The sequence below is a fragment of the Levilactobacillus fujinensis genome (genome assembly GCF_003946335.1).
GTDB lineage: Bacteria > Bacillota > Bacilli > Lactobacillales > Lactobacillaceae > Levilactobacillus > Levilactobacillus fujinensis.
This window is the reverse complement of sequence record NZ_RHNX01000006.1, coordinates 48454-72480: the sequence shown is the minus strand read 5'-3', so window position 1 is coordinate 72480 and position 24027 is coordinate 48454. Positions and strand designations below refer to the sequence as shown.

Sequence of the window (24027 nt, the reverse complement as noted above, 5' to 3'; positions counted from 1 at the left end):
GAGCACCAGTGGCGGACGTCTCTTGTTAGAATTGGTTTACTAGCGAGGTATAAAAGTTGACACCCGTCGTAATAGGAGTAATATGTATAGTGTATTTTTGCGCACGAATTCCAATTAAAGAGTCGCACTTTTCGGGTTTCCGGGGTGCGACTTTTCAAGGCTACGGGCGCGCAGGTGAGGGAGTGATGGCTTGGCAAAGATACCCGAAGAAGTAATTGAAACTGTTCGGACAGCGACTAACATTGCAGATGTGGTTGGTCAGTACGTACAACTCAAAAAATCCGGGAAAAATTTGTTTGGCCTATGTCCTTTCCATGAGGAAAAGACCCCGTCATTTTCCGTGACGGAAGACAAACAGATTTTCCATTGCTTCAGTTGTGGCCGCGGGGGTAACGTGTTCAAGTTTTTAATGGAGCTGGAGCATATTAGCTTTCCTGAGGCTGTGGTGAAGGTGGCTGATTTTAGTCACGTTGATTTGGCCAGCGAATATCGGCAGGATGCGTCGGCACCGGCCGTGGATTCCAAGACGGGTCAGTTGATTGCGCTTCATGAACAAGCGGCGAAGCTTTATCACCACATTTTGGTCAACACCGAGGTGGGACAACCTGCCTTGGATTACCTGCATGACCGGGGGCTCACGGACGACACAATTGAAACTTATCAATTGGGGTTTGCGCCGGGTCAACGCCTGTTGAAGCCATTCTTCGACCAGCGTCAGAGTGATTACCAACTGTTACGGCAGTCGGGGTTGTTCATTGAAAATGCGGATGGGGAATTACGTGATCGGTTTACTGAACGGGTCATGTTTCCCCTGCGTAATGCCAGCGGTCACGTGGCGGCGTTTTCTGGGCGGTTATTAAAGAAGGCGGACGACCAACCGAAATACCTGAACAGTCCGGAAACAGCGCTGTTTACCAAGAGTCGGTTGTTGTTTAACTTTGACTTAGCACGTCCCGCAATTCGCCAAGCTGGTGAGGTCACCTTGTTTGAAGGCTATATGGATGTTATTTCGGCGACCCAAGCAGGGGTGCTGAACGGGATTGCCTCCATGGGAACCAGTTTGACGACCGAGCAAATTTATGCGATCGAACGCACGACGGATAAGCTCAACGTGTGTTACGATGGTGATGAACCCGGTCAACGCGCGATTGAGCGGGCCTTGTCGTTATTGGGGCAACACAGCCACCTGCAACTTAGTGTGATCCAATTGCCGGAGGGACAAGATCCTGATGAATATCGCAAGGCCCATGGCAACGATGCCTTCAAGCAAATGCTGACGACGGCAAAGGAAACGCCAATCAGATTTCACCTGCGGTATTTGCGGCGTAATCGTGCTTTAGACACGGATAGTGAGCGGCTAGACTACTTAAATCAAGCCATGCCACTCCTAGCCCAAGTTCAAGAACCCGTGGAACTTGACATGTATCTCAACCAGCTGGCTGCAGAGTTTCAGCTTGATAAGGATGCGTTGACGGCTCAATTGAAGCAGGTGCAGCGCGACACGGCGGCCCAACAGGAACGTCAACGGCCTCGTCAACAGCAGGCCACACCGGTTTCTACTGCGAGTCCAACAGTCACCATGCATCAGCAGCAGCGACCCCTTACCCGTTTGGAACGGGCTGAGCAAGGGTTATTGTACCGGTTGTTGCACGACCGCAACGTCTGGGCACAAGTCACGGCCATGCCAGACTTTAGTTTTGTTCACGACGATTATCAAATTATTTATACCTTGGCCCAAGGTTATTTCCAAACGCATCAAACGTATCAGACGGCTCAGTTCACGGACTTTATTCAAGAAGATCGGCTACAACAGCTTGTCATTACGCTAGAGACCAAGTCTTACGCGGCGGTTACCCCGCGAGAGATCGATGACTATTTAGCAGTCATTATGGATGAAGCTCCAATCGAGGAACAACTCCGATTAAAGAAAAATCAATTGACGGAGGCTTCTCGGTTGGGGGATGCCGATCAACAGCGGCAACTCGTCGTTGAGATTGTTCAACTAGAACGTCAGCGACAAGCGAACAAGCAAGTTTAATAGGGGGTATTTTAATGGCAAAAAAGACCACAGATCAACCAATGTTTGACCAAAAAGCATACAACAAAACGGTGCGTGCCTTAATTAAAGATAACAAAAAGGCCGGTAGCATCACCTACGATGACCTGTCTGATAAGGTTGCAACCCCTTACACGTTGGATGCCAAGCAAATGGATAAGTTACTGGAAACAATCTCCGATGCCGGAATCAGCGTGGTTGATGCGAAGGGTGAGCCAGACCCACGGGCCGTTAAAGCCCAAAAGGCCGTTTCGAAGAAGGAGTTAAAGGATGCTTCGACCACAAGTGGCGTAAAGATTAATGATCCTGTCCGGATGTACCTGAAGGAAATTGGACGGGTCAATCTGTTAACGGCGGACGAAGAAGTTGCCTTGGCTTTACGGATTGAAAAAGGTGAAGAAGCAGCAAAACAAGAATTAGCCGAAGCCAACTTACGGCTGGTTGTTTCCATTGCTAAGCGTTATGTGGGTCGGGGGATGCAATTCCTGGACTTGATTCAAGAAGGGAACATGGGGCTCATGAAGGCTGTCGAAAAGTTCGACTACCGGAAGGGGTTCAAGTTCTCCACGTATGCCACTTGGTGGATTCGGCAAGCCATTACACGGGCCATCGCTGACCAAGCACGGACGATTCGGATTCCCGTGCACATGGTAGAAACCATTAATAAATTAATCCGGATTCAACGGCAACTCCTCCAAGACTTAGGGCGAGAACCAACGCCTGAAGAAATTGGGGCTGAAATGGACATGCCAACGGAAAAGGTTCGTGAGATCTTGAAGATTGCGCAAGAACCAGTTTCTTTGGAAACACCAATTGGTGAAGAGGATGACTCGCACTTAGGTGACTTCATTGAAGACCAAGACGCCACAAGTCCTGCCGATCACGCCGCTTACGAATTACTGAAGGAACAGTTGGAGAGTGTCTTGGACACCTTGACTGATCGTGAAGAAAACGTGTTGCGGTTGCGGTTTGGCTTGGACGATGGTCGAACGCGGACTTTGGAAGAAGTTGGTAAGGTCTTTGGTGTAACTCGTGAACGGATTCGTCAAATCGAAGCCAAGGCGCTGCGGAAACTACGGCACCCATCACGGAGCAAGCAATTAAAAGACTTCTTGGAATAATAGCAAATTAAAAAAATCCTCGTTGCCACTAGATGTTAGTCTGGTGGTTGCGGGGATTTTTTATTTAGAGCTTAAATTGTGGTTTAGTCGAGAAAGGTACGGCTTCAAAAATGATCGCAAATTGTATAGTCTTGAGAAGCGTGGCTGCTGAAAAAGTCAGAAATTCAAGATTTTTAAAAATCAATTCCCAGAATATGTAGTTAAATAGCCAGTAAATGTGGAAGAGCTTATCCGCTTTGCTGGCTATTTTGAAGCTTGAGTGGGGTATTTTTAAATGGCAATTTAGTTTTTCAGCGGTCCTACTTTTTGGCATAGCCTGTCATTTGACGAGGCGTGAAGGGATACTTGGCATGTTTATTACGAAGCAGTCGAACGGGCCCCAACCATAAAATAAAGACGGATGCCCAAGCTCCAATAAAACCAATAATCAAATCTGGTGTGGTGGTAAGGTGGTTCGTGATGACGACGTAAATGTAGTAAATACCAAGTGGCCAATGTAAAAATAAGACGGATGCCTCGCCGGGATTGTACCAGCTTTTGAGCTTATAATTATTATAAAATCCATGGTTGACGAGTTGCACCATTCCCTGACCGACTTGAATGAGACCATACCAAATTGCCCCGGGAAAAAGGATTGCTAAAATGTAAAAGGGATAGGCCATGAAGACGTTGTTAATCATTACCTGATTAGCATTCAACGGATAGCGGTCCGGAACTGTCTTTTCATTGGAGACTGCAATGTTAAAAATGCTAGGGAAACCACCAGGAATACCATATTCTTCAAATTGGTGAACTAGTAAAGCCATGAAGCTATAAATCATAATCACCCGCAAACGGTCAATATGTTGCCCCCAAAAAGCCATGTAATAGGCTAACGCGACGAAGAGAACGGCGCCAATAAAGTACCAATTTTATCGATAGAATTTCATCTAAACCGACTCCTTTCAAAAAAACAATTAGGCAACACGTGTTGTATAATTAAATCCTAACAGCGTGATGAGTGACCATCAACCAACAATCAGCACATGTGTGTTGGAAAGTAGAGGTACCTAATGAAAAAGAATGCTGTACTAACGGCGGTGACTCGGCAGAATTTGATTGATGCTTTCTGTCAATTGTGTCCAGCCAAGCCCGTCGCACAAATAACTGTGCGTGAATTGACAAAGTGTGCAGGCTACAATCGAAGTACGTTCTATCAGTATTTTCAAGATATCTACGATCTTTTGCGAACCATTGAGGATAGTGTGATCAATCAAATTATGGCAAATTTGACAAGTAACCTGCAGCAGGCAGCTCTGACTGAAAGTTTCATCACTGCCTTTGTTCACCTACACGAACACATGACAGCTTATTATAATGTGGTATTCGATGCTGGTAATAATGCTGAGTTTACGCAACGGTTAAAGATGGCAATTGCGTCTAAGTTGCGTGAGCTGTATCAAGTGTCTCCAGATACGCAATATGTGGATTATGTGACAGATTTTTATTTGTCCGGCGTGCTCTCAGTTCTTTATCGGTGGATTGCAAATGACAGAGACTTGCCTGTGGCAGAGCTGGCAGACTTGATTCGGCAAATGATCAATACTGGTGTGACGCCCCAGTTAAGCGGAAAATTTTCGAAAAAATGACTTAAGAAATGGCTGGTTGAAGCAATGAATCGTTTTTTGGTGTCAAGAGTCATAGCGTAAAAATTCCAAGAACTGAGGATCAAAAATTAGGAGTAATCGTGGCTTTGTGGTTTTAACTGGGAACTGGTTTCATGAGAACCTGGGTTCCAACGGTTACCAACTGTGTACGTTACGTAACCGTTTATATAAGAGAATGGTCGAATCAGTTTTGATTTATTGGGTTAAAAGTCTTGAAATACGAGTCAAAGGAGATATAATGTATCTCGTTTAATAATTAAGCTTTTTCAAAGCATTTAGCTTAAAGGAGATGTCGCATGAAAACAAAGCCTAGCCTAGAACAGGCGCTGTGTATCGTTGCCTTATTAGGAATTCAGGATCGGAACGTCCCATTACATAGCCGCTTAGTTGCGGAACATCTGGGAATTTCCACAAGTTATCTGAAAAAAATTGTTCAAAAATTAGCCGGTGCCAAAATCGTTAAGACCATTTCCGGTCGTGATGGGGGAATCGTTTTGACTAAGGACCCCAATCAAATCACACTACTCGATGTTTTTGATGCAATTGAGGGAACCGTGCCATTTGTCAAGAATACCGGGATCGTCAAAAAAATCTTTGGTTTTGATCAGAAATTAAAGTTCATGAAGATGTATGATTTACCCGACCTGCATGACCAACAACCGATTGCCAATGCACTAGCCGTCTTTGGTGACGCAGAACAACGCTATCGCCAGGAGTTAGCCACCCTCTCTATCGGTCAGATTTCACCACTTTCAGCCGGTCAACCGCTCCAACTCGATTGGACCGCATGGATTAAGCAGCACGCAGCAGAATAGAAAATTAAAACAATCTGAAGGTTGAAAGTGCCAAACCACACATTATGACTGTTGCCACAACGATACTGGGTCTAAAATTAGGCAACGTTGTCCAACCATCGCCTTACCGGCCGGCAGATATGGGTTGGAACGGTGCGAACACAACTTGAAGCCTCGAAAGTACCGAGTCTCCAAGCTTGGTTTTCTACTAAGTCAGTGGGAAAAGTCACCCACTGACTTAGTAGAACGACGCGCCTGAGCCCATATCTGCCGACCTCTCGGCTGACGTAGTTGATCTGAGGTAACATAGATCATACCGCTTGAAACGCTATTGAATTATGTTTAAACTTTAGCAGCCACTTGGGGTTCAGTGTTTGGAATTGACGCGCGCAATCAAAGCCGGAGGCGGCCAGGGATCGAGCTAGCCGTGTCGACGATGTTAGTCGGTGTTTTTTCTGGCTTACATCGTGGGACAACCTGGAAGCCCGTCCTTTGTCTGAAGGCGTTCCCCACAGCAAGCGGAATCCCTGGCGGCCGGAGTGCGGCTGTTTTCACTAATTTAGCCGTGACAATTCCTACTGTCGCAAGAGTAATGCAAACATTTTGGCTTTCAACCTTTAGAACAATAAATAATCCGGAGGAGGACTTCACCGTGCGTTGGATGAATAAACATTATATTTGGAACGTCTTAGGATGGCTAGTAATTGTTATGCTAGCCGTCCTAACGATACCTAACATGAGCAAACTGGTAGCTGATAAGGGGCAGATTACTGTGCCTAGTAGCTATCAAAGTACGCGGGCAACTAACATGCAAAAACAGTGGGGTCGTTCGCAGCGGGGAACCACTGCAGTCGTCGTGGTCTTTAATAATGGCGATTCGGCTCTGACCTCGAGTCAAAATGATCAGATTGATAAAACCATTAATCGAATCAAAAATCACGAGGACCAATATGAGATCCGATCAATTACGGCAGCCAGTGATAGTTCAACGGCTGCTTCACAGCTGATTTCCAAGGACAAGAGTACCCAGCTGTTACAGCTGAACGTGCATAAGAGTTCCAGCCATTCCATTTCGTCGATTCGCTCACAGATTACAAAGCTCGCGAAGACTAGTGGTGTGAAGACTTACGTGACCGGCGCCGATGTGTTGAACCAAGACTTTTCGGATGCCACGCAAGCTGGGGTGCAGAAGACCGAAATTATCGCGGCCATCTTTATTTTCTTGGTTCTCTGGCTAGTCTTCCGTTCACCAGTGACCCCGCTTTTCTCCCTGTTGACCGTTGGGGTGTCCGTTATCACGTCGATTTCTGTGGTGGCAAACCTGGTCGACCGTTTCAACTTTCCGTTCTCTAACTTTACCCAGGTCTTCATCGTTATCGTCCTGTTTGGGATTGGGACCGACTATAATATTTTGCTCTATAACGAGTTTCGAGAGCGGCTTGCTAGGGGAAAAGACCGATACACGGCGACTAAGGAGGCCATTAAAATTGGTGGTCGAACGGTTCTTTATTCCGGCCTGTCCGTTTTAATTGGGATGAGTGTCCTAGGTTTTGCCAACTTCTCCTTGTATCGTTCGGCTGTCGGCATTGCCGTGGGAGTCGTGGTCTTACTAGCCGTTCTCTTGACACTAAATCCATTCTTCATGGCGATCTGTGGACCGCACATGTTTTGGCCTATCAAGAAGTTCCAAGGGGAAGGCGACAGTCATCTCTGGCATGGTATGGCCAAACACGCGATGATTCGTCCAGTGATCACGTTGATCGTTACCGGTATTGTATTCGTTCCGCTGGCTCTTTCGTCACACGGAACCTTGGACTACGATAACTTAGTTGAAATTGGCGACAGCGTGCCAGCTAAGCAAGGATTTAAGATCGTTCAGAGTCACTTCTCCAAGGGGACTGCTGAACCAACGACCATTTACATTCAGAGTAATCACAAGTTAGACAACGAGAAATCATTACTATTGATTGATCGGTTAACTAAGCAATTGCAAGGGTCAACTGGTGTTAAGACAGTGGCTTCCGCGACCCAGCCCGGGGGTAAGGCCATTAAGGCACTCTACGTCCGGAATCAAATGAGTACGGTCACGAGTGGCTTAGTTAAGGCTCAAAAAGGTGTTAACAAGGTCAATAAGGGTCTAAAGTCGGCCAATAGCCAATTGAGTAAGCAAAATGTTGCTAGTTCCGTGAAGTCTGCCAAGACGCTGGCTTCTGGTGCACAACAGGTCAGCACCGGGACGAGTCAATTACAATCGGCCATCGCGCAAGTTTCTACCGGGGTCAACTCATTAAACAGTCAGGTCTCCTCGGCATCTGGTGGCAAACAGGCCGCCCAACTAGCTGAGCTTGAGGCCGCCTTGCCACAACTGAACGCGGCAATTCAACAGTTGAATACGCAAGTTTCCTCTAGCTCTACGAGTACCAGTGGTGTTACGAGCTCATTAACGACCATTGGGACACAGACCAAGGATATTGCCACCCAACTGCAGAATATCAAGAGCAGTGTGGGTAATTTGCCAAGTGTCAGTGCCAGCACGGTCGCTGCGGCCTTTAGTGCCAAGGGTGTCCCACTGTCCGCTGCACAGAAACAGGTCTTAGCGGGTGTCTTGGAACAGCAGACTGCCGCACAAAACCAATTAAAGGCTTCATTGAGCAGTTCCTTGACAAAAATCGGTAGTGACGCAAGTGCCATCGGTGCTGCTGATCAGAGCGTCGCTAGTCAATTACAATCCTTACAAAGCGCAACGGCAACGCTGCAAAGTGCTGTGGCAACGTTGGCGCAAAAGTCGAACATCGTTTTACCGGGAGCAGCGACTGCCTTGCAGACGGCTAGTTCACAAAGTAGTCAGTTGGCCAGCGCCACGAGCCAGTTGTCGAGTGCCATGTTTACCATTAATGGCAAGATGCCAAGTCTGGTCTCTGGGGCGAGCCAAGTTGCTGCCGGTAATCAGACCATGGCGGAAAAGCTAGCCGCAATGAGTAAGCAATTGACGGCTCTGCGTAAGGGCCTGACGTCGGCATCAAGTGGCTTAACACAAGTTTCCAGTGGGGTCGGTACGGCCAATAGTTACTTGAAGGGCCTACAAAAGTCTGCGGCTGCCGAGACCTTCTACATTCCAAGCAAGCAATTGCACGGGAGTACGTTTAAGGAGTCTTTGAACACGTATATGTCGCCAAGTCGTAAGATTACGAAGTTGACGGTCGTCTTAAAGGATGATCCAAGCTCGGCCGCTGCGATGGCTCGACTACCGAAACTAGAGAAGGTCGTCACGGGGTCACTCAAGGGAACCAGTCTCAGCGGTGCCAAGGTCGCCTTTGGTGGGAATACCTCGCAGACCAATGACATCAACGAAATGGCCTCTGGTGACTTTACACGGACTGTCATTATCATGTTGGCCGGGATCTTTATCGCCCTGATGGTGGTGACCCGATCTCTAGTTCAACCGATCGTGATCGAAGGAATTTTAGTTGTCGCGTACTCAGGGGCGTTAACCATCGTACACTGGTTGGTCAAACCAGTCTTGGGCGCAGATATGCTGACATGGAACACACCATTCTTTACGTTTGTCATGCTGATTTCCTTAGGGGTCGACTACTCGATTTTCCTGATGCGGAAGTACCGTGAATTCTTACACGAGCCGGGCGCAACGAGCGATAAGATGCTTCGTGCCGCGACCGTGATTGGGACGGTCGTCATCTCCGCCGGAATCATTTTAAGTGGGACATTTGCCGCACTGATTCCATCCGGGGTCATGACGTTGATTCAAATTGCGTTAGCCGTCATCATTGGGATTGTCTTATTGATTATCCTGTTGCCAATCGTGATGCCAGCCGTCATGAAGATTACGTACCCGTATCCCTATTCTAAAATGGGTGAGGCACCGGTCAATGACGAAGATGGTGATCAACCACAAACACGGCGGAATCGAAAAGATTAGCGTTTATGTGAAATAGGTGCGGCTAAATGACCGTACAACGGTTCTGATTGTGTGTTGTATAAACGTTGCATTTTAAATAATCATCAGATTTAGTAAAAATAGGTGTTAGGCCCGTTCACATTGTGAGGTGAACGGGTCTAACACCTATTTGTTGTGAAAAATTTGTTGCTATCCAATTCTGCTGTGGTAGCTTATACTTGGAGTTGGTAAGTACAGCCGGGGCAGAAATCAGTTAAGCAGTCGTTGGGTCTCTTTGAAGAAGTCCGTTAAGCACAGAGCATGGCTATTTAACGGATTAACTTTTGGTTCTCACAACGTTTAATGAAATCATGCGGTAGATCTTATACGATTGTGTAGAGTTATCCGCAGCTAGAGGCATTTACAGAGGACGAAATTCCTCCCTATGGTGCGCAGTTACGCCCACCATAGGGAGGCAACAATCCTTACTAGCACAAGAGTAACGTGAATAATTTAGCTTACAAATTTTAGCGCATTAAACAAAATCTCAAAAACGAGTTTCAGAAAGGAAGATTTATTCATGGATGCAGACCATCTTTCACAACGCTTGGCCGCTGTCGCGGATTATGTGCCACAGGGGGCACGGTTGGCCGATATTGGAACCGATCATGCCTATTTACCCGTGAATTTAGCGAAGAATGGCGTCATTGTCAGCGGTATTGCTGGCGAAGTCGTTTCTGGCCCATTCAAGAATGCCGAGCACGAAATTAAACGCGAGGGGGTAAGTGATCAGGTTACCGCACGTTTAGCCAACGGGCTCCAAGCCATCGCGCCTGACGACCGTATTGACACGGTTGCTATCGCTGGGATGGGCGGTGCGCTCATTACCCAGATTTTAACGCAGGACTTTGACCGCTTGGCGGGGGTGTCTCGGTTAGTTTTACAGCCAAATGTGGGTGAAATGACCGTGCGACGCTTCCTCATGACTCACGGTTTTCAGCTAGTGGCGGAGCGGATTGTGGCTGAAGATGGCCACACCTACGAAATTTTGGTGGCTGACCGCAAATCTGATCCCGAACAGTATGACGAAGAGACATTGCGATTTGGCCCGTACCTGTTAGCCGAGCACAATGAAATTTTTATCGCAAAGTGGCAGCGAGAATTGGCACGGACGGGCGCCGTTCTTCAACAGGTCGAGTCGGCACATGAGGTACCGGCGGCAAAGGTCACAGAGTTACAGACAAAGATGCAGCAGATCAAGGAGGTCTTGCAACGTGTTGGTGCGTGAGTTAGTTGATCGATTTGAATATTTTGCCCCAAAGACTTGGGCAGAACCTGGCGATCCAGTAGGACTGCAGCTGGGCAGTTTGGACGCTGAGGTCCACAAGGTCTTGGTCACGTTGGATGTTCGACCAGAGGTGGTTGCAGAAGCCATTGCAGTCGGCGCAGATTTTATTTTCGCCCATCACCCAATGATGTTTCACCCGGCGAAGAACCTTGACTTGGCGGTTCCCCAGAATCAAATGTACGCCACGCTTTTGCGGCATGGCATCACCGTTTATGGGGCGCATACGAATCTAGACAGCGCGCCTGGTGGCATGAATGACTGGTTGGCCGCTGCACTGGACTTACATGATGTGATTGGTTTAGTTCCCAGTAATGGGACGACAGCAACACCGGAAATCACGATGGGCCGAATCGGCACGCTGGCACAGGCGACGACCGTTATGACATTTGCCCAACGGTGTAAGACCATCTTCAATGTTAAGGGTCTACGATTGATCAGTCATACGCCGGATGCCGTAGTCAAGCGTGTTGCCGTCCTGGGGGGCTCCGGTGGATCATTTTACCAAACGGCCTTGTCTAAGGGGGCCGATGTTTACGTGACGGGTGATATTTCCTATCATCCCGGTCACGACATGATTGCGGCTGGTCTCAGCGTGATTGATCCCGGTCACCACATTGAGAGCATCTGCAAGCCCCACTTAACGCAACTTTTCCGGCAGTGGGCACAGGAAAATGACTGGTCAATTACCGTGGTGGCTTCCACGTTGAATACTGACCCGTTTACTTTTCTTTAATCGCGAAAACGCGTACACTAAATTTGTAAGTTAATTTAATTGAGGAGTGATTTGTTTTGGCAAAGTATGAAAATTTGATTCCCCGGTTTTTAAAATACGTGAAGGTCAATACCCGTTCGACACCAAATTCAACGACCGTTCCATCTAACGAACGGTTGACGAAATTCGCTGCGGGCTTGGTCGAGGACTTGAAGGCCATTGGTCTGGATAATGTCCACATCAACGCGCAGTCAAGTTACGTTTATGCGACTCTGCCGGCTAATACGACGAAGCAGGTCCAAAAGATCGGATTCATTTCCCACTTTGACACGGCTGATTTTAACAGCGAGAATATTACCCCGAAGTTTGTTGAAAACTATGACGGTCAATCCGTCATCAAGCTCGACGCTGCTGGTAAGTACACGCTGGATCCAGCCATTTTCCCTAATTTAAAAAATTACAAGGGTGATACCTTGATCACCACGGATGGTAGCACGCTATTAGGTGCCGATGACAAGTCTGGGGTAGCTGAAATCATGGCGGCTAGCGAATACTTATTGGCTCATCCAGAAATCAAGCATGGCGAAATCGAAATTGGACTGGGCCCCGATGAAGAGATTGGAACTGGTGCCGACCATTTTGACGTCAAGGATTTTGGCGCCGACATTGCCTACACGGTCGATGGTGGTCCACTGGGCCAGTTGGAATACGAAACCTTTAATGCCGCTGACGCTCAGGTCGAGGTGACGGGGACTAACGTTCACCCCGCAGAAGCCAAGGGAGTCATGGTCAACGCATCGCAAGTTGCTATGGACTTCCACGCCGCTTTGCCGGAACATGACCGTCCAGAAAATACTGAAGGGCGGGAAGGTTTCTTCCACCTGTATAGCATGGCCGGCACGGTCGACTCGGCTCACCTGAGCTACATTATTCGGGATCACGATCGTCAGATTTTTGAAGACCGCAAGAAGTTGTTTCAAGGTGTCGCTGACCAATTGAACAAGCAATACGGTTCTGAACGGGTCCAAGTTACCATCAAGGACCAGTATTACAACATGCGTGAAGTCATCGAGAAGGACATGACGGTCGTTGACTTGGCTAAACAAGCTCTAGAAGAACTCGACATCAAACCATTGATTTTCCCTGTTCGTGGGGGAACTGATGGGTCCAAAATTTCCTTCATGGGCTTACCAACGCCGAACTTATTTGCCGGTGGGGAAAACATGCATGGCCGGTTCGAATACGTGTCCGAACAGACTATGGAGAAGGCGACCGATGTCGTCATTAAGATTGCTCAACTTGCCGAACAACAGGCATAAATTAATTGGTCAAAATAGGTCAAATTATTTTGACTTTGGCCTAAAATCAGTTAGAATATGAGTGAAAAATGGAGGTTAACCTAAGGGTTGCCTCTTTTTTTGAAGCGTGTGATCAAAGGTGATTAGCTAGTGATCATTAAAAGTGATGACCGAATAATCCGGGAGCTTGAATGGTTTGATCATCAGGTCTAAGCAGAGCCAGCCGTCTTTAGTCACACGTTTCAGCAATCTAATCTCGGCGATATGACTTGAGCTAGTAACAGTACGTAAAGCCTGTCTTTAAAACGAGACTAAGTAACCAATTAGTTTAAGGGGGACACAACATGAATCCAGAAAAAATGACCCAGGCGTTGACCGACGCCTTAACCGAAGCACAACACATTGCAATGACCAGAAAGCACCAAGCCGTCACAGTCGCCCATCTCTTTAAGTTCTTAATCCAGCCCGGTGAGTTGGGCAGAGAGATTTTGGCCGACGCGGGGGCTAACATTTCCGACCTCGATAGCGAACTTGACCGGGAACTGGATGCCATCAGTACCGTTTCCGGTAGTGGTGTTCAGTATGGCCAAGAATTTTCCCGTAACTTAACGGAACTACTGCAAAAGGCGGATGCCGTTAAGGATGGCTATCGCGACGAGTTTATGGCCGTGGACACGGTCCTGATCGCCGTTATGCAACTTAATGGGGAGAATCTGACGGATTATCTGAAGAGTCAGGGAATGACGGAACAACTGGTCCGTAACGCCGTTGACAAGGTTCGGGGTGGTGAGCGCGTTACCTCGAAGAATCAAGAGGACCAATACAAGGCGCTGGAAAAGTACGGGATCGATCTGGTCAAGGCCATGCGTAGTGGGAAAATTGATCCCATTATTGGTCGGGATGACGAGATCTTGTCGGTAATCCGTATTCTGTCGCGGAAGACTAAGAACAATCCCGTCTTGATTGGAGAAGCCGGTGTGGGGAAGACCGCCATTGTTGAAGGGCTTGCCCAACGGATTGTACGTGGGGATGTTCCGGATAATTTGAAAGATAAGACCATTTTCTCACTGGACATGGGGTCCTTGATTGCCGGTGCCAAGTACCGCGGTGAATTTGAAGAGCGGTTAAAGGCCGTCTTGAAGGAAGTCACCAAGAGCGACGGGCAGATCATCATGTTCATCGATGAAATCCACAACATTGTCGGCGCTGGTAAGGCAGAGGGCAGTATGGATGCTGGTAACCTACTCAAGCCGATGTTGGCTCGAGGCGAGCTCCACTTGATAGGAGCCACCACACTCGACGAATACCGGGAATACTTGGAAAAAGACAAGGCCTTAGCGCGGCGGTTCCAACGGGTACTGGTTAACGAGCCCAGCATCGAGGATACCGTTACCATTTTACGGGGGTTGCGCGAACGGTTTGAAATCCATCACGGGGTCAAGATTCATGACAACGCGCTGATTGCGGCGGCAAAATTGTCTGATCGCTATTTAACCGACCGTTTCCTACCTGACAAGGCCATTGACCTTGTCGATGAGGCATCGGCTTCCATCAGAGTTGAAATGAACTCGGCACCAACCGAACTGGATCAGGCCCGGCGGCAGATGATGCGGATGCAGGTTGAACAAACGGCGCTCAAACAAGAGACCGACGAAGCCTCGCAAAAGCGGCTGACGGAGTTAAACAAGGAGCTCGCCGACATCAAGGAAAAGGTCGACAAGTTAAGCGCGCAGTGGAACCAAGAAAAGTCGGCCATCAAGAGCGTTGGTGACAAGAAGACCGAACTCGACAAGGCTAAGCGCGACTTGGAAAATGCCGAATCTGTCTACGATCTGAATAAGGCGGCTGAACTCCAACACGGTACAATTCCGCGGTTGCAACGTGAATTGGCCGAGTTGGAGAAGCAGGATCAGAATCAAAATTGGTTGGTCTCCGAATCGGTCACCGAAAACGAAATTGCGGCGGTCGTCAGTCGTATGACCGGTATTCCCGTGACTAAGCTGGTTCAGGGTGAACGTGAAAAATTATTGAAGCTTGCCGACCGATTACATGACCGTGTCATTGGGCAAGACCAAGCTGTCTCGGCGGTTGCTGATGCGGTACTCCGTTCGCGAGCGGGTCTTCAAGACCCCACAAAACCCTTAGGTTCATTTCTGTTCTTAGGACCAACCGGGGTCGGGAAGACGGAATTGGCCAAGGCGTTGGCTGAGAACCTCTTTGATAGTGAAGACCACATGGTTCGCATCGACATGTCCGAGTACATGGAAAAAGAATCTGTGTCACGGCTAGTTGGGGCGGCGCCGGGATACGTGGGCTACGAAGAAGGTGGCCAGCTGACCGAAGCTGTACGGCGGAATCCGTATACCATCGTATTATTTGATGAAGTTGAAAAGGCCCATCCGGACGTTTTTAATCTATTGTTACAAGTCCTAGACGACGGGCGGTTAACGGATAGTCAGGGACGAACGGTCGACTTTAAGAACACCATTTTGATCATGACATCGAACCTGGGGTCGGAACTCCTACTGCAGGGAACGGATGATCAGGGCCATATCAGTGCAGACGCACAAAAGCAAGTCGCTCAACTACTTCAGACGCATTTTCGGCCAGAGTTCTTGAACCGAATCGACGAAACGATCATGTTCACGCCGCTGTCCTTGGATGACGTTCAACAAATCGTGGTTAAATTAGTGGCCCATTTGGCCGTCCGGTTACACGAACAGCAGTTAGACCTGACGATTACGCCGGCAGCTCAGGCGTGGATCGCGAAGTCCGGTTACTTACCGGCATACGGTGCGCGGCCATTACAACGGTTCATTACGACCCACGTAGAAACGCCGCTGGCTAAGCAATTGATTGCGGGCGAGATTCCAGCCAACAGTCTGATTACGATCGACGTGGCCGATGACCAGTTACAATTTACCCATGCTCCGATGGCAGTTAAGGATTAGTGTCAGGGTGTATACGAGGAGGCTCCTGGTTGTGATGGCTGGGGGCTTTTTTTCTGGCTTGAGATGCGGATTCGTCAATCGCTTGATTGTTATGCGTTTGGCAGAGGCCAGTTGCCAAGTTAAGTCGTTTCAGAACGCTTGTTCGTAGTCTGAGCCTTACAGCATATTTTCTGGTATACTAATGACAAACTAACTGAGAGAAAGGAGTGCTGACCATGTTTGTCCCGTTACAGGTCACGAGTACGTATAGTTTGCTACAGAGTAATAGTCGAATCGATGACCTCGTGCAAACGGCCAAGGAACGAGGATATCAGGTCTTGGCCCTTACGGATAAGAATGTCATGTATGGCATCGTGGCATTTTATAATGCCTGTCAAAAAGCTGGTATTAAGCCGTTACTAGGACTAACTCTGTCGACTCAGGGGCTGATCGATGCGACCCAAGAACAGGAATGGCTCTTTATCGCGAGTGACTTTACGGGTTACCAGCAGCTCATGCAACTATCAACGGCCTATCAGGTGGCCGCCGCCCCTGTCAATTTACAGGAACAAGCCGCACACCTGAGCCATTTAAAGATGATTGCACCGTTAAATAGTGAGATTCACCAAATGCTAGCCATCGGGGATGTCCCGGCGGCGGGGCGCGCGTTGACTCAAGCGCGGGCGTTGCTCGGTACAGATAGTCTGTTCGTTGGCACGAGCCCAGAGCTTACAACCGAGACACAACAGCAAGTTCAAGTGGTTGCGGATCAAACTCAGGCGACGGTGGTAGCATTGGCACCGATCGACTATCTTAACCGTGAGGATCACTTTGCCGTGACAGTCCTACGAGCAATTGGAGCCGGGACGACCTTAACCGATACGGCCGCCGCACAGCAAACGTTGGGAACTCACTGGTTGCGTCCCGCGGCCGAGCAAGCGGAGCTATTCAATGCAGCGGGGTTGTCGGTGGCAGTATCTGCCGGCGAGCAACTTGCAGCTAGCACGGCGGTCACCTTGAAATTTCAGCAACCGCAATTGCCCCAATTTCCAACGCCTGATCAGCAGGACTCACGGAGCTACTTAAAAGAGCTGTGCCAGCGTGGCCTACAAGCGCGGCTACAACAGAATCAGGTGACTGATGATGCGCCGTATCGGCAACGCTTAGAACGGGAACTAGGGGTTATTCACCGGATGGGATTTGACGATTACTTTTTGATCGTCTGGGATGTCATGAACTACGCCCACCGCGCGCACATTCAGACGGGACCGGGCCGGGGATCGGCCGCCGGTTCACTGGTCGCCTACGTTTTGGCGATTACGGAAGTGGATCCGTTAGCTTATGATTTGTTGTTTGAACGGTTTTTGAACGAAGAACGTGCGCAGATGCCCGATATCGACTTGGATATTCCGGACGATAAACGCGAGCAAGTCTTGCAGTACGTTCACGATAAATATGGACATGCCCGAGTCGCCCAGATCATTACGTTTGGAACTTTAGCAGCCAAAGCGGCGTTACGTGACGTAGGTCGGGTGCTGGGGATGGCCCCGTACGAAATGAGCGAGTGGCGTGCAGCGATTCCAAGTCAATTGCATATCACATTGCAAGCGGCATATGATCAGTCACAAAAATTACGAAATTTAGTGGCCGACGGTGATCAGAACAAATTACTCTTTGATACAGCACAACGTTTGGAGGGTTTACCACGGAATTATTCCACTCATGCGGCCGGAATCGTCTTGAGTCAAGGGCCACTGCTTGACTTGGTGCCCTTACAACCAGGGGGAACAGACCTGCTGATGACCCAGTACCCTAAGGATACCGTCGAAGCGGTCGGTCTGCTGAAGATGGATTTTTTGGGACTCCGGAATTTAAGCATTTTGGCAAACACGTTGGCATTGGTAAAGAAACAGACGGGGCGGGCCTTAGACTTGAATCGAATCGACCTCAATGATACGGCGACCCTGAAGCTATTTGCACAGGGTGAGACGAACGGGGTCTTTCAATTTGAATCAACCGGTATCAAACGGGTCTTGCGTCAGCTACAACCGGATAGCTTTGAGTTGGTCGCTGCCGTCAATGCCCTATACCGACCGGGGCCCATGGAAAACATTGACACTTTCATTCGGCGAAAACACGGTCAAGAACAGGTCGATTTCGCGGCACCGGCTTTGAAACCAATCTTAGGGCCCACGTATGGCGTGCTGGTCTATCAGGAACAAGTCATGCAGGTGGCCGCCGTCATGGGAGGCTTTACGTTAGGGCAAGCCGATCTGTTACGACGGGCCATGAGTAAGAAAAAGAAGCAGACGATGGATGCCATGCAAAAGCAATTCGTAAGTGGTGCTCAAAAATTAGGTTATGCGCCAGCAGTGGCTGAACAGGTCTTTGCCTATATGGACAGATTTGCTAATTACGGGTTCAACCGGTCTCACGCGGTCGCCTATAGTAAGCTGGCTTTTCAGCTGGCTTATTTGAAGGCTCACTACCCGGGACCCTTTTACGCGGCGCTACTGAACTCGGTGATCAATGTGCCGGTCAAGACTAAGATGTATTTGACGGAGGCCAAGCGACATGGCGTTGCCGTCTTACCTCCGGACATTAATCAGTCCAGTGCTTACTTTAATCTGCGCGACAACGCGGTTATCTTTGGTCTAAGCTCGATCAAGGGGGTTCGGCGTGACTTCCTTAGGGAACTCTTGGCCGACCGCCATGCCAACGGACCGTTTCGTGATTTGCATCAATTCTTGCAGCGCATCGACGCTAAGTACCGGAAGGCCGATCTTTTAAATGCACTGGTCTATGCTGGTGCGTTTGACCACTTTGGTTATAATCGAGCGGAGTTGATTGCGGCGCTTCCCGAGTTTTTGAGTACGGTCGAATTGTCTGGAGACAACGTGGAACTTTTCGCGGCGTTGGCGCCGAAAGTCACCCCCAAACCAGATTTGGACTTGATGACGAAGCTGACCCAAGAAGAAGCGGTTTTAGGTGCATATTTATCGGGACACCCAGTCGAACAGTACCGGTCACTTGCCAAGAAGATTCACGCTCAGCCAGTCAGTGACCTCACTGTCGATACCCGTGTCAGCGTCATTGTCTATGTGACCAAGATTCGAACAATTCGGACGAAGCGTGGGGAACCCATGGCGTTTGTGACTGGGAGCGATGAGACGGCCGAAATTAGCCTCACGATTTTTCCAAACCAATATCGGCAGGCCAGCGCGTGGCTAGCGACGGACCAAGTTATCGTGGCGCAGGGGAAGGTCGAACAGCAACGGGGGCTTCAGATCGTGGTTGATCGCGTGACACTAGCAACTCAGATGCAACCTAGCGCTAGTGCGTCACAGACATTGCCGCAGGGCGCCCGTTGGTTTATTCGGGTCGATGCAACGCATGATGAGCGAGAAATTGCGGCTAAATTAGCGCATTTTCTGGCGGACCACAGCGGCCCCGTTCCCGTTATCGTGTATCAACCCCAGACCGATCAGAAACGGGTCCTGCCAAAGTCTCAGTGGTTACGGGGGGATGCGCAACTACTGACAGCTCTGGAGAACCTAATGGGGAGCAGCAATATTGTTTTCCAAAATGGATAGACCAATTTAATTAAAAATACTTCTAGACTATTTATACTGGCATTGTTATGATTATACCAATGCTTAAATATAACGACTTTGGAGGTATTTTTTAATGCAATTAACTGTGAAGATTTATTCCGATGGTGCGGAATTATCCGCCATGAAAGATGTTGCGGCAAAGGGATTGGTCGAAGGGTTTACCACTAATCCCAGCCTGATGAAGGCGGCCGGGATCACCGATTACTTAGCCTTTGCTAAGGAGGCTGTTGCTACGTTCCCTGACCGGTCGATCAGTTTTGAGGTCTTTGGCAATACGCCCGCCCGAATGCTAGCCGAAGCAAAGGTTTTAGCAGCCTTGGGTCCTAACGTTGCCGTTAAGGTTCCCGTTATTCGGGCCAACGGTGAAGACAATGCAGAAGTGATCCATCAGCTCTCAATGGCCGGGGTCAGGGTCAACGTGACGGCCATCACGACGCTGACGCAGGTCAAGCTCGCCGTAGACGCTTTAAATCCTAAAGTAGGGGGCATCGTGTCAGTCTTTGCGGGCCGCATTGCGGATACCGGGGTCAATCCATTACCTGTGATGACGCAGGCAGCGACTCTGTGTCACACTAAGCCCAACGTTGAATTACTCTGGGCCAGCACTCGGGAGGTCTTCAACATCGTTCAAGCCGACCAAACGGGTTGTGATATTATTACCGTGCCGCCGAAGATCCTAGGAAAATTAAGCAAATTCGATACGCCAGCGCTTCAAGTATCGGTGGATACGGTCAAGACGTTTGATCATGATATTGCCGAACTAGGATTTACAATTCCAGTCGATCCGGTTGCAACCAAGTAGAATATTTTTATTCTAAACATAACCTGCTAGTTATCAAACTAGTAGGTTTTGACTTCCCACGAGCCCCCGTGCGTGTAAGAAAACGCTTACTTTGATAATTTGTCCACAAAGTAACGAAAAAGAGGGAAACATAGCAGACATAAATTTTTAAAAGTGATAGAATAATTCTGGAATCAAATTTGTGCCGAAACTTTTCGCTTGTCAATTTTTAGTTAAATTGATGAACAGTTCGTGCCAATTCTAAAGGAGAGATTTTTCTAATGAAGAAAACCAAGATCGTAAGTACCCTTGGTCCTGCAAGTACTGACGTTGATACGATTGTTAAGCTGATCGAATCTGGCGCCAACATCTTCCGGTTCAACTTTTCACATGGTGACCATGAAGAACACTTAGGCCGGTTGGAAAATGTCCACAAGGCTGAAAAGATTACTGGTAAGACCGTTGGTATCATGTTGGATACTAAGGGTGCCGAAATTCGGACCACTGTTGAACAGGGCGGTAAGCTCAACTTCAAGACTGGTGACGTTTTCCGGATTTCCATGGACGACTCACTCGAAGGAACCAAGGAAAAGATTGCTGTTACTTACCCTGGCTTGTTTGATGACGTTCACGAAGGCGGCCACGTCTTATTCGATGATGGTTTGTTAGATACTGTTGTTGAAAGCAAAGATGACGCAGCTAAGGAATTAGTTGTTACTGTTCAAAACGACGGTGTATTGGGTTCTCGTAAGGGTGTTAACGCACCTGGTGTTTCCATCAACTTACCTGGGATCACTGAAAAGGACTCCGATGACATTCGCTTTGGTTTGGACCACGAAATCAACTTCATCGCTGCCTCATTCGTTCGGAAGCCACAAGATGTCATGGACATCCGTGAACTCCTTGAAGAAAAGCACATGGAACACGTTCAAATCTTCCCTAAGATCGAATCTCAAGAAGGTATCAACAACTTTGATGACATCATCAAAGTTTCCGATGGTTTAATGGTTGCTCGTGGCGACATGGGTGTCGAAATTCCAACAGAAAACGTACCTTTGGTTCAAAAGGCTTTGATCAAGAAGTGTAACTTCTTAGGCAAGCCAGTTATCACGGCTACTCAAATGTTGGACTCCATGCAAGAAAACCCACGTCCTACTCGTGCCGAAGCATCTGACGTTGCCAACGCTGTCTTTGACGGTACTGACGCAACCATGCTTTCTGGTGAAAGTGCTAACGGTGAATACCCAGTAGAATCCGTTGCTACGATGAACCGGATCGACATCAAGGCTGAAAATGCTTTGAAGGACTTTGGTCGTGACAACTTAAACTTTGATAACGGTGACGTTACGGAATCTATCGGTGCTTCCGTTGCCCGTGTTGCCAACGAATTGGGCGTTAAGACCATCGTTGCCGCAACGGAAAGTGGCTACACCGCTAAGATGATTTCTAAGTACCGGCCAGATGCTGATATCTTAGCTGTTACCTTTGACGACCGGACCCGTCGTGGTTTGATGGTCAACTGGGGTGTTTACCCAATCGTTACCGAAAAGCCTTCAAACACTGATGAAATGTTTGATTTAGCAGCTGCTAAGGCTGTTGAAACTGGTTTAGCCAAGGAAGGCGATCTGATCTTGATCACCGCTGGTGTGCCAGTTGGCGAACGTGGGACGACTAACTTGATGAAGATCCAGTTAATCGGCTCAAAGTTAGTTCAAGGCCAAGGCGTCGGTGACGACACCGTTATCGGAAAGGCAATTATTGCCAACACCGCTGCCGAAGCTAACGCTAAAGTCGTTGAAGGTGGCATCTTGATTGCCAAGAACACCGACAAAGACTACTTGCCAGCTATCGAAAAGTCTAGCGCCGTTATCGTTGAAAACGGTGGGTTGACTTCTCATGCTGCTGTTGTTGGGATTTCCATGGGGATTCCTGTTATCGTTGGTGCCGTTGGCGCTAGCGATAAGATCTCCGATGGCGAACTGATTACTGTTGACTCACGTCGTGGTATCGTTTACCACGGTGCTTCCAACGCGCTTTAATAAGAGATAAACCTGTTATGAAAAACGGACCCTCTGTCGGGGGTCCGTTTTTTGCTGTATCTTGGTTGTATTGGCGTTACGGGGTGCTGTGGAGTTGGACTCGTCACCCTTGGTGTGTGGAAGAAACTAAACTACAATGTTAACGGCTAGTCCGAAGAACGGAAATGGGGGGTAGAAGTAAGTGACAAATAACGTGAGCACGTTGATGATAAACGAAAGGTTTTCCGTGTGAACCAGGTTGGTTATGTTGGCAATGCGGTTGACCTTAATAACTTGACGCCTCAGAATTGCCGTAACAATGTTAAAACAAATAACGTTGATGACGTAGAGCATGGAAGATAGGCGAGCGTTAATGTCGGATCCAAGCCAGGCGGTTGTTGCTGGTAATGCGGGGCCGTTTCCGTCAGGGCGGACCAGGAGTGATCGTTGTCCGGCAAGCGAATTTCTAAAACTAGAATTGTTAAAATGATGGCAATGACAGCATCGGTAAATGCCTCAAAGCGCTCTTTTTTCATCATAAGCTTATGCTCTCTGGAGTTGTTAAAAGATAAAGCAAGTATAGCATTGTGGGACTAAAATAAATTGAATTATTGAGACTGCCAGCTTGTTGTGTTGATGTAGGCCAGACCTTAACCTTTAAACGGTTATTAAATTCACACTGAGCGACGTTCGAGAGCTTGCCACCATAAGAAATCTGCGACTTAGGCTAGAACATGGCAATTTAACTGGGCTTGCCAATGACTTTAACCAATGGGGCCGACCAAAATCTTTTTTATCTTTCAAACTTTACGCGGATTTAAGCTCGCTAGTTGGGACATTTCCGTGTAAAATACAAACTAGACACTTTTGGACGGTAAACTGGGAGACCAGTAGAATTGAGGAGATTATGGAAGAACTATTAGGCCGCATCATCGCGGGAAAAGTTACCGATGAAAATGAACAGGATTACTTCGTACAAGTTGACGGGACGACCTTTCGATTAGATAAAGCTGAAATTGAAAAGCCACTGAAACTGGGTTCGGTGTTTAAAGGATTTGCGTATGAAAATGAAGGCCATGATTTGCAGATGACGCGGAATGCGCCACAGGTTCAGGTCGACCATTACGGTTTTGGGACCGTTGTTCGTACGCAACGGACGCTGGGGGTCTTTGTGAACATTGGTCTACCTAACAAGGATGTCGTGGTGTCACTTGACGATTTACCTGACATGATGGAACTCTGGCCCCAACAAGGAGACCGGCTCTTGATTGCCTTACGTGAAGACGCCAAACAACGGTTGTGGGGGGTTCTAGCCGATGGTGAGGTCTATCAGGCCATCGCCCAACCCGCGAAGAAGCATATGCAAAATGCCAACGTCATTGCAACGGCTTACCAATTGAAGTTAGTCGGCACACGAGTTATGACGGATCATTACGAACTCGGCTTCATTCACCCGTCCGAACGGGAAACGGAGCCACGTTTGGGCGAAGAGCTACATGCGCGGGTAATCGGTGTACGGGAAGACGGCACACTGAACCTGTCTTTGCGTCCCCGGACTTACGAGGCTATTGACGACGATGCCGCTATGTTATATGCGGCGTTACAACACTCTGAAGACGGTCATTTGGACTTTAGTGATAAATCCGATCCAGAAGCTATCAAAGCTTACTTCGGCATTAGCAAGGGACAATTCAAACGGGCCATTGGTCACTTATTGAAGGACCGGCAGATTACCCAACATGATGGTCAACTCTGGTTGGTCAGTGCTGAAGCCAAGACAGATACACCGTCGACCGAAGACTAGGAGGCCTGAT

General features: G+C 48.4%; 15 protein-coding genes. 13 read left to right on the top strand and 2 right to left on the bottom strand.

The window, feature by feature from the left end; all coding sequences use genetic code 11:
• Window positions 1–190 precede the first annotated feature (190 nt).
• Both dnaG and rpoD read left to right on the top strand, forming a co-directional pair.
• Window positions 191–2038, top strand: a complete 1848-nt coding sequence (gene dnaG, locus EKM89_RS03695) for a DNA primase (protein WP_125685811.1) — start codon at window positions 191–193, stop codon at window positions 2036–2038.
• Between the two features lie 8 nt (window positions 2039–2046).
• Window positions 2047–3177: an RNA polymerase sigma factor RpoD gene (rpoD, locus tag EKM89_RS03690; RefSeq protein ID WP_382333235.1), complete on the top strand. Its 1131-nt coding sequence runs from the start codon at window positions 2047–2049 to the stop codon at window positions 3175–3177.
• 299 nt (window positions 3178–3476) lie between these two features.
• Here the strand turns inward: rpoD and EKM89_RS03685 are convergent, their stop codons facing one another.
• Entirely contained in the window at window positions 3477–3983 is a 507-nt protein-coding gene (locus EKM89_RS03685; RefSeq protein ID WP_164510494.1) for an HXXEE domain-containing protein, read from the bottom strand.
• Window positions 3984–4229: 246 nt separating this feature from the next.
• Here EKM89_RS03685 and EKM89_RS03680 point away from each other — a divergent pair, with 246 nt between their 5' ends.
• From EKM89_RS03680 to pyk, 10 genes are all read left to right on the top strand, one after another.
• On the top strand, window positions 4230–4805 hold the full coding sequence (locus EKM89_RS03680) for a TetR/AcrR family transcriptional regulator (RefSeq protein WP_125685809.1): 576 nt from the start codon (window positions 4230–4232) through the stop codon (window positions 4803–4805).
• A gap of 314 nt (window positions 4806–5119) precedes the next feature.
• Window positions 5120–5638 carry an RrF2 family transcriptional regulator gene (locus EKM89_RS03675; RefSeq protein ID WP_125685808.1) on the top strand — a complete coding sequence of 173 codons (519 nt, stop codon included), beginning with the start codon at window positions 5120–5122 and terminating at the stop codon, window positions 5636–5638.
• A gap of 640 nt (window positions 5639–6278) precedes the next feature.
• Window positions 6279–9554, top strand: coding sequence for an MMPL family transporter (locus tag EKM89_RS03670; RefSeq protein WP_225421806.1), 3276 nt, complete (start codon window positions 6279–6281; stop codon window positions 9552–9554).
• Window positions 9555–10092: 538 nt separating this feature from the next.
• Complete coding sequence (locus EKM89_RS03665; protein WP_125685806.1) at window positions 10093–10800, top strand: tRNA (adenine(22)-N(1))-methyltransferase; 708 nt, start codon at window positions 10093–10095, stop codon at window positions 10798–10800.
• Window positions 10787–11593, top strand: a complete 807-nt coding sequence (locus EKM89_RS03660; RefSeq protein ID WP_125685805.1) for a Nif3-like dinuclear metal center hexameric protein — start codon at window positions 10787–10789, stop codon at window positions 11591–11593. Before EKM89_RS03665 ends, EKM89_RS03660 begins: the two co-directional genes overlap by 14 nt.
• 56 nt (window positions 11594–11649) lie before the next feature.
• Window positions 11650–12891, top strand: a complete 1242-nt coding sequence (gene pepT, locus EKM89_RS03655) for a peptidase T (RefSeq protein WP_125685804.1) — start codon at window positions 11650–11652, stop codon at window positions 12889–12891.
• Window positions 12892–13214: 323 nt separating this feature from the next.
• On the top strand, window positions 13215–15821 hold the full coding sequence (clpB, locus tag EKM89_RS03650; RefSeq protein ID WP_125685803.1) for an ATP-dependent chaperone ClpB: 2607 nt from the start codon (window positions 13215–13217) through the stop codon (window positions 15819–15821).
• Window positions 15822–16036: 215 nt separating this feature from the next.
• Window positions 16037–19393 (top strand): DNA polymerase III subunit alpha, encoded by a 3357-nt coding sequence (gene dnaE, locus EKM89_RS03645; RefSeq protein ID WP_125685802.1) that lies wholly within the window; start codon window positions 16037–16039, stop codon window positions 19391–19393.
• A gap of 94 nt (window positions 19394–19487) precedes the next feature.
• On the top strand, window positions 19488–20216 hold the full coding sequence (locus EKM89_RS03640) for a transaldolase (protein WP_125685801.1): 729 nt from the start codon (window positions 19488–19490) through the stop codon (window positions 20214–20216).
• Window positions 20217–20476: 260 nt separating this feature from the next.
• Window positions 20477–22234 (top strand): pyruvate kinase, encoded by a 1758-nt coding sequence (gene pyk, locus EKM89_RS03635; RefSeq protein WP_125685800.1) that lies wholly within the window; start codon window positions 20477–20479, stop codon window positions 22232–22234.
• A gap of 281 nt (window positions 22235–22515) precedes the next feature.
• Here the strand turns inward: pyk and EKM89_RS03630 are convergent, their stop codons facing one another.
• Window positions 22516–22752, bottom strand: coding sequence for a TMEM175 family protein (locus EKM89_RS03630; protein ID WP_191988744.1), 237 nt, complete (start codon window positions 22750–22752; stop codon window positions 22516–22518).
• Window positions 22753–23120: 368 nt separating this feature from the next.
• Between EKM89_RS03630 and EKM89_RS03625 the strand changes: the two genes are divergently transcribed.
• Complete coding sequence (locus EKM89_RS03625; protein WP_125685799.1) at window positions 23121–24017, top strand: CvfB family protein; 897 nt, start codon at window positions 23121–23123, stop codon at window positions 24015–24017.
• Window positions 24018–24027: the final 10 nt, after the last annotated feature.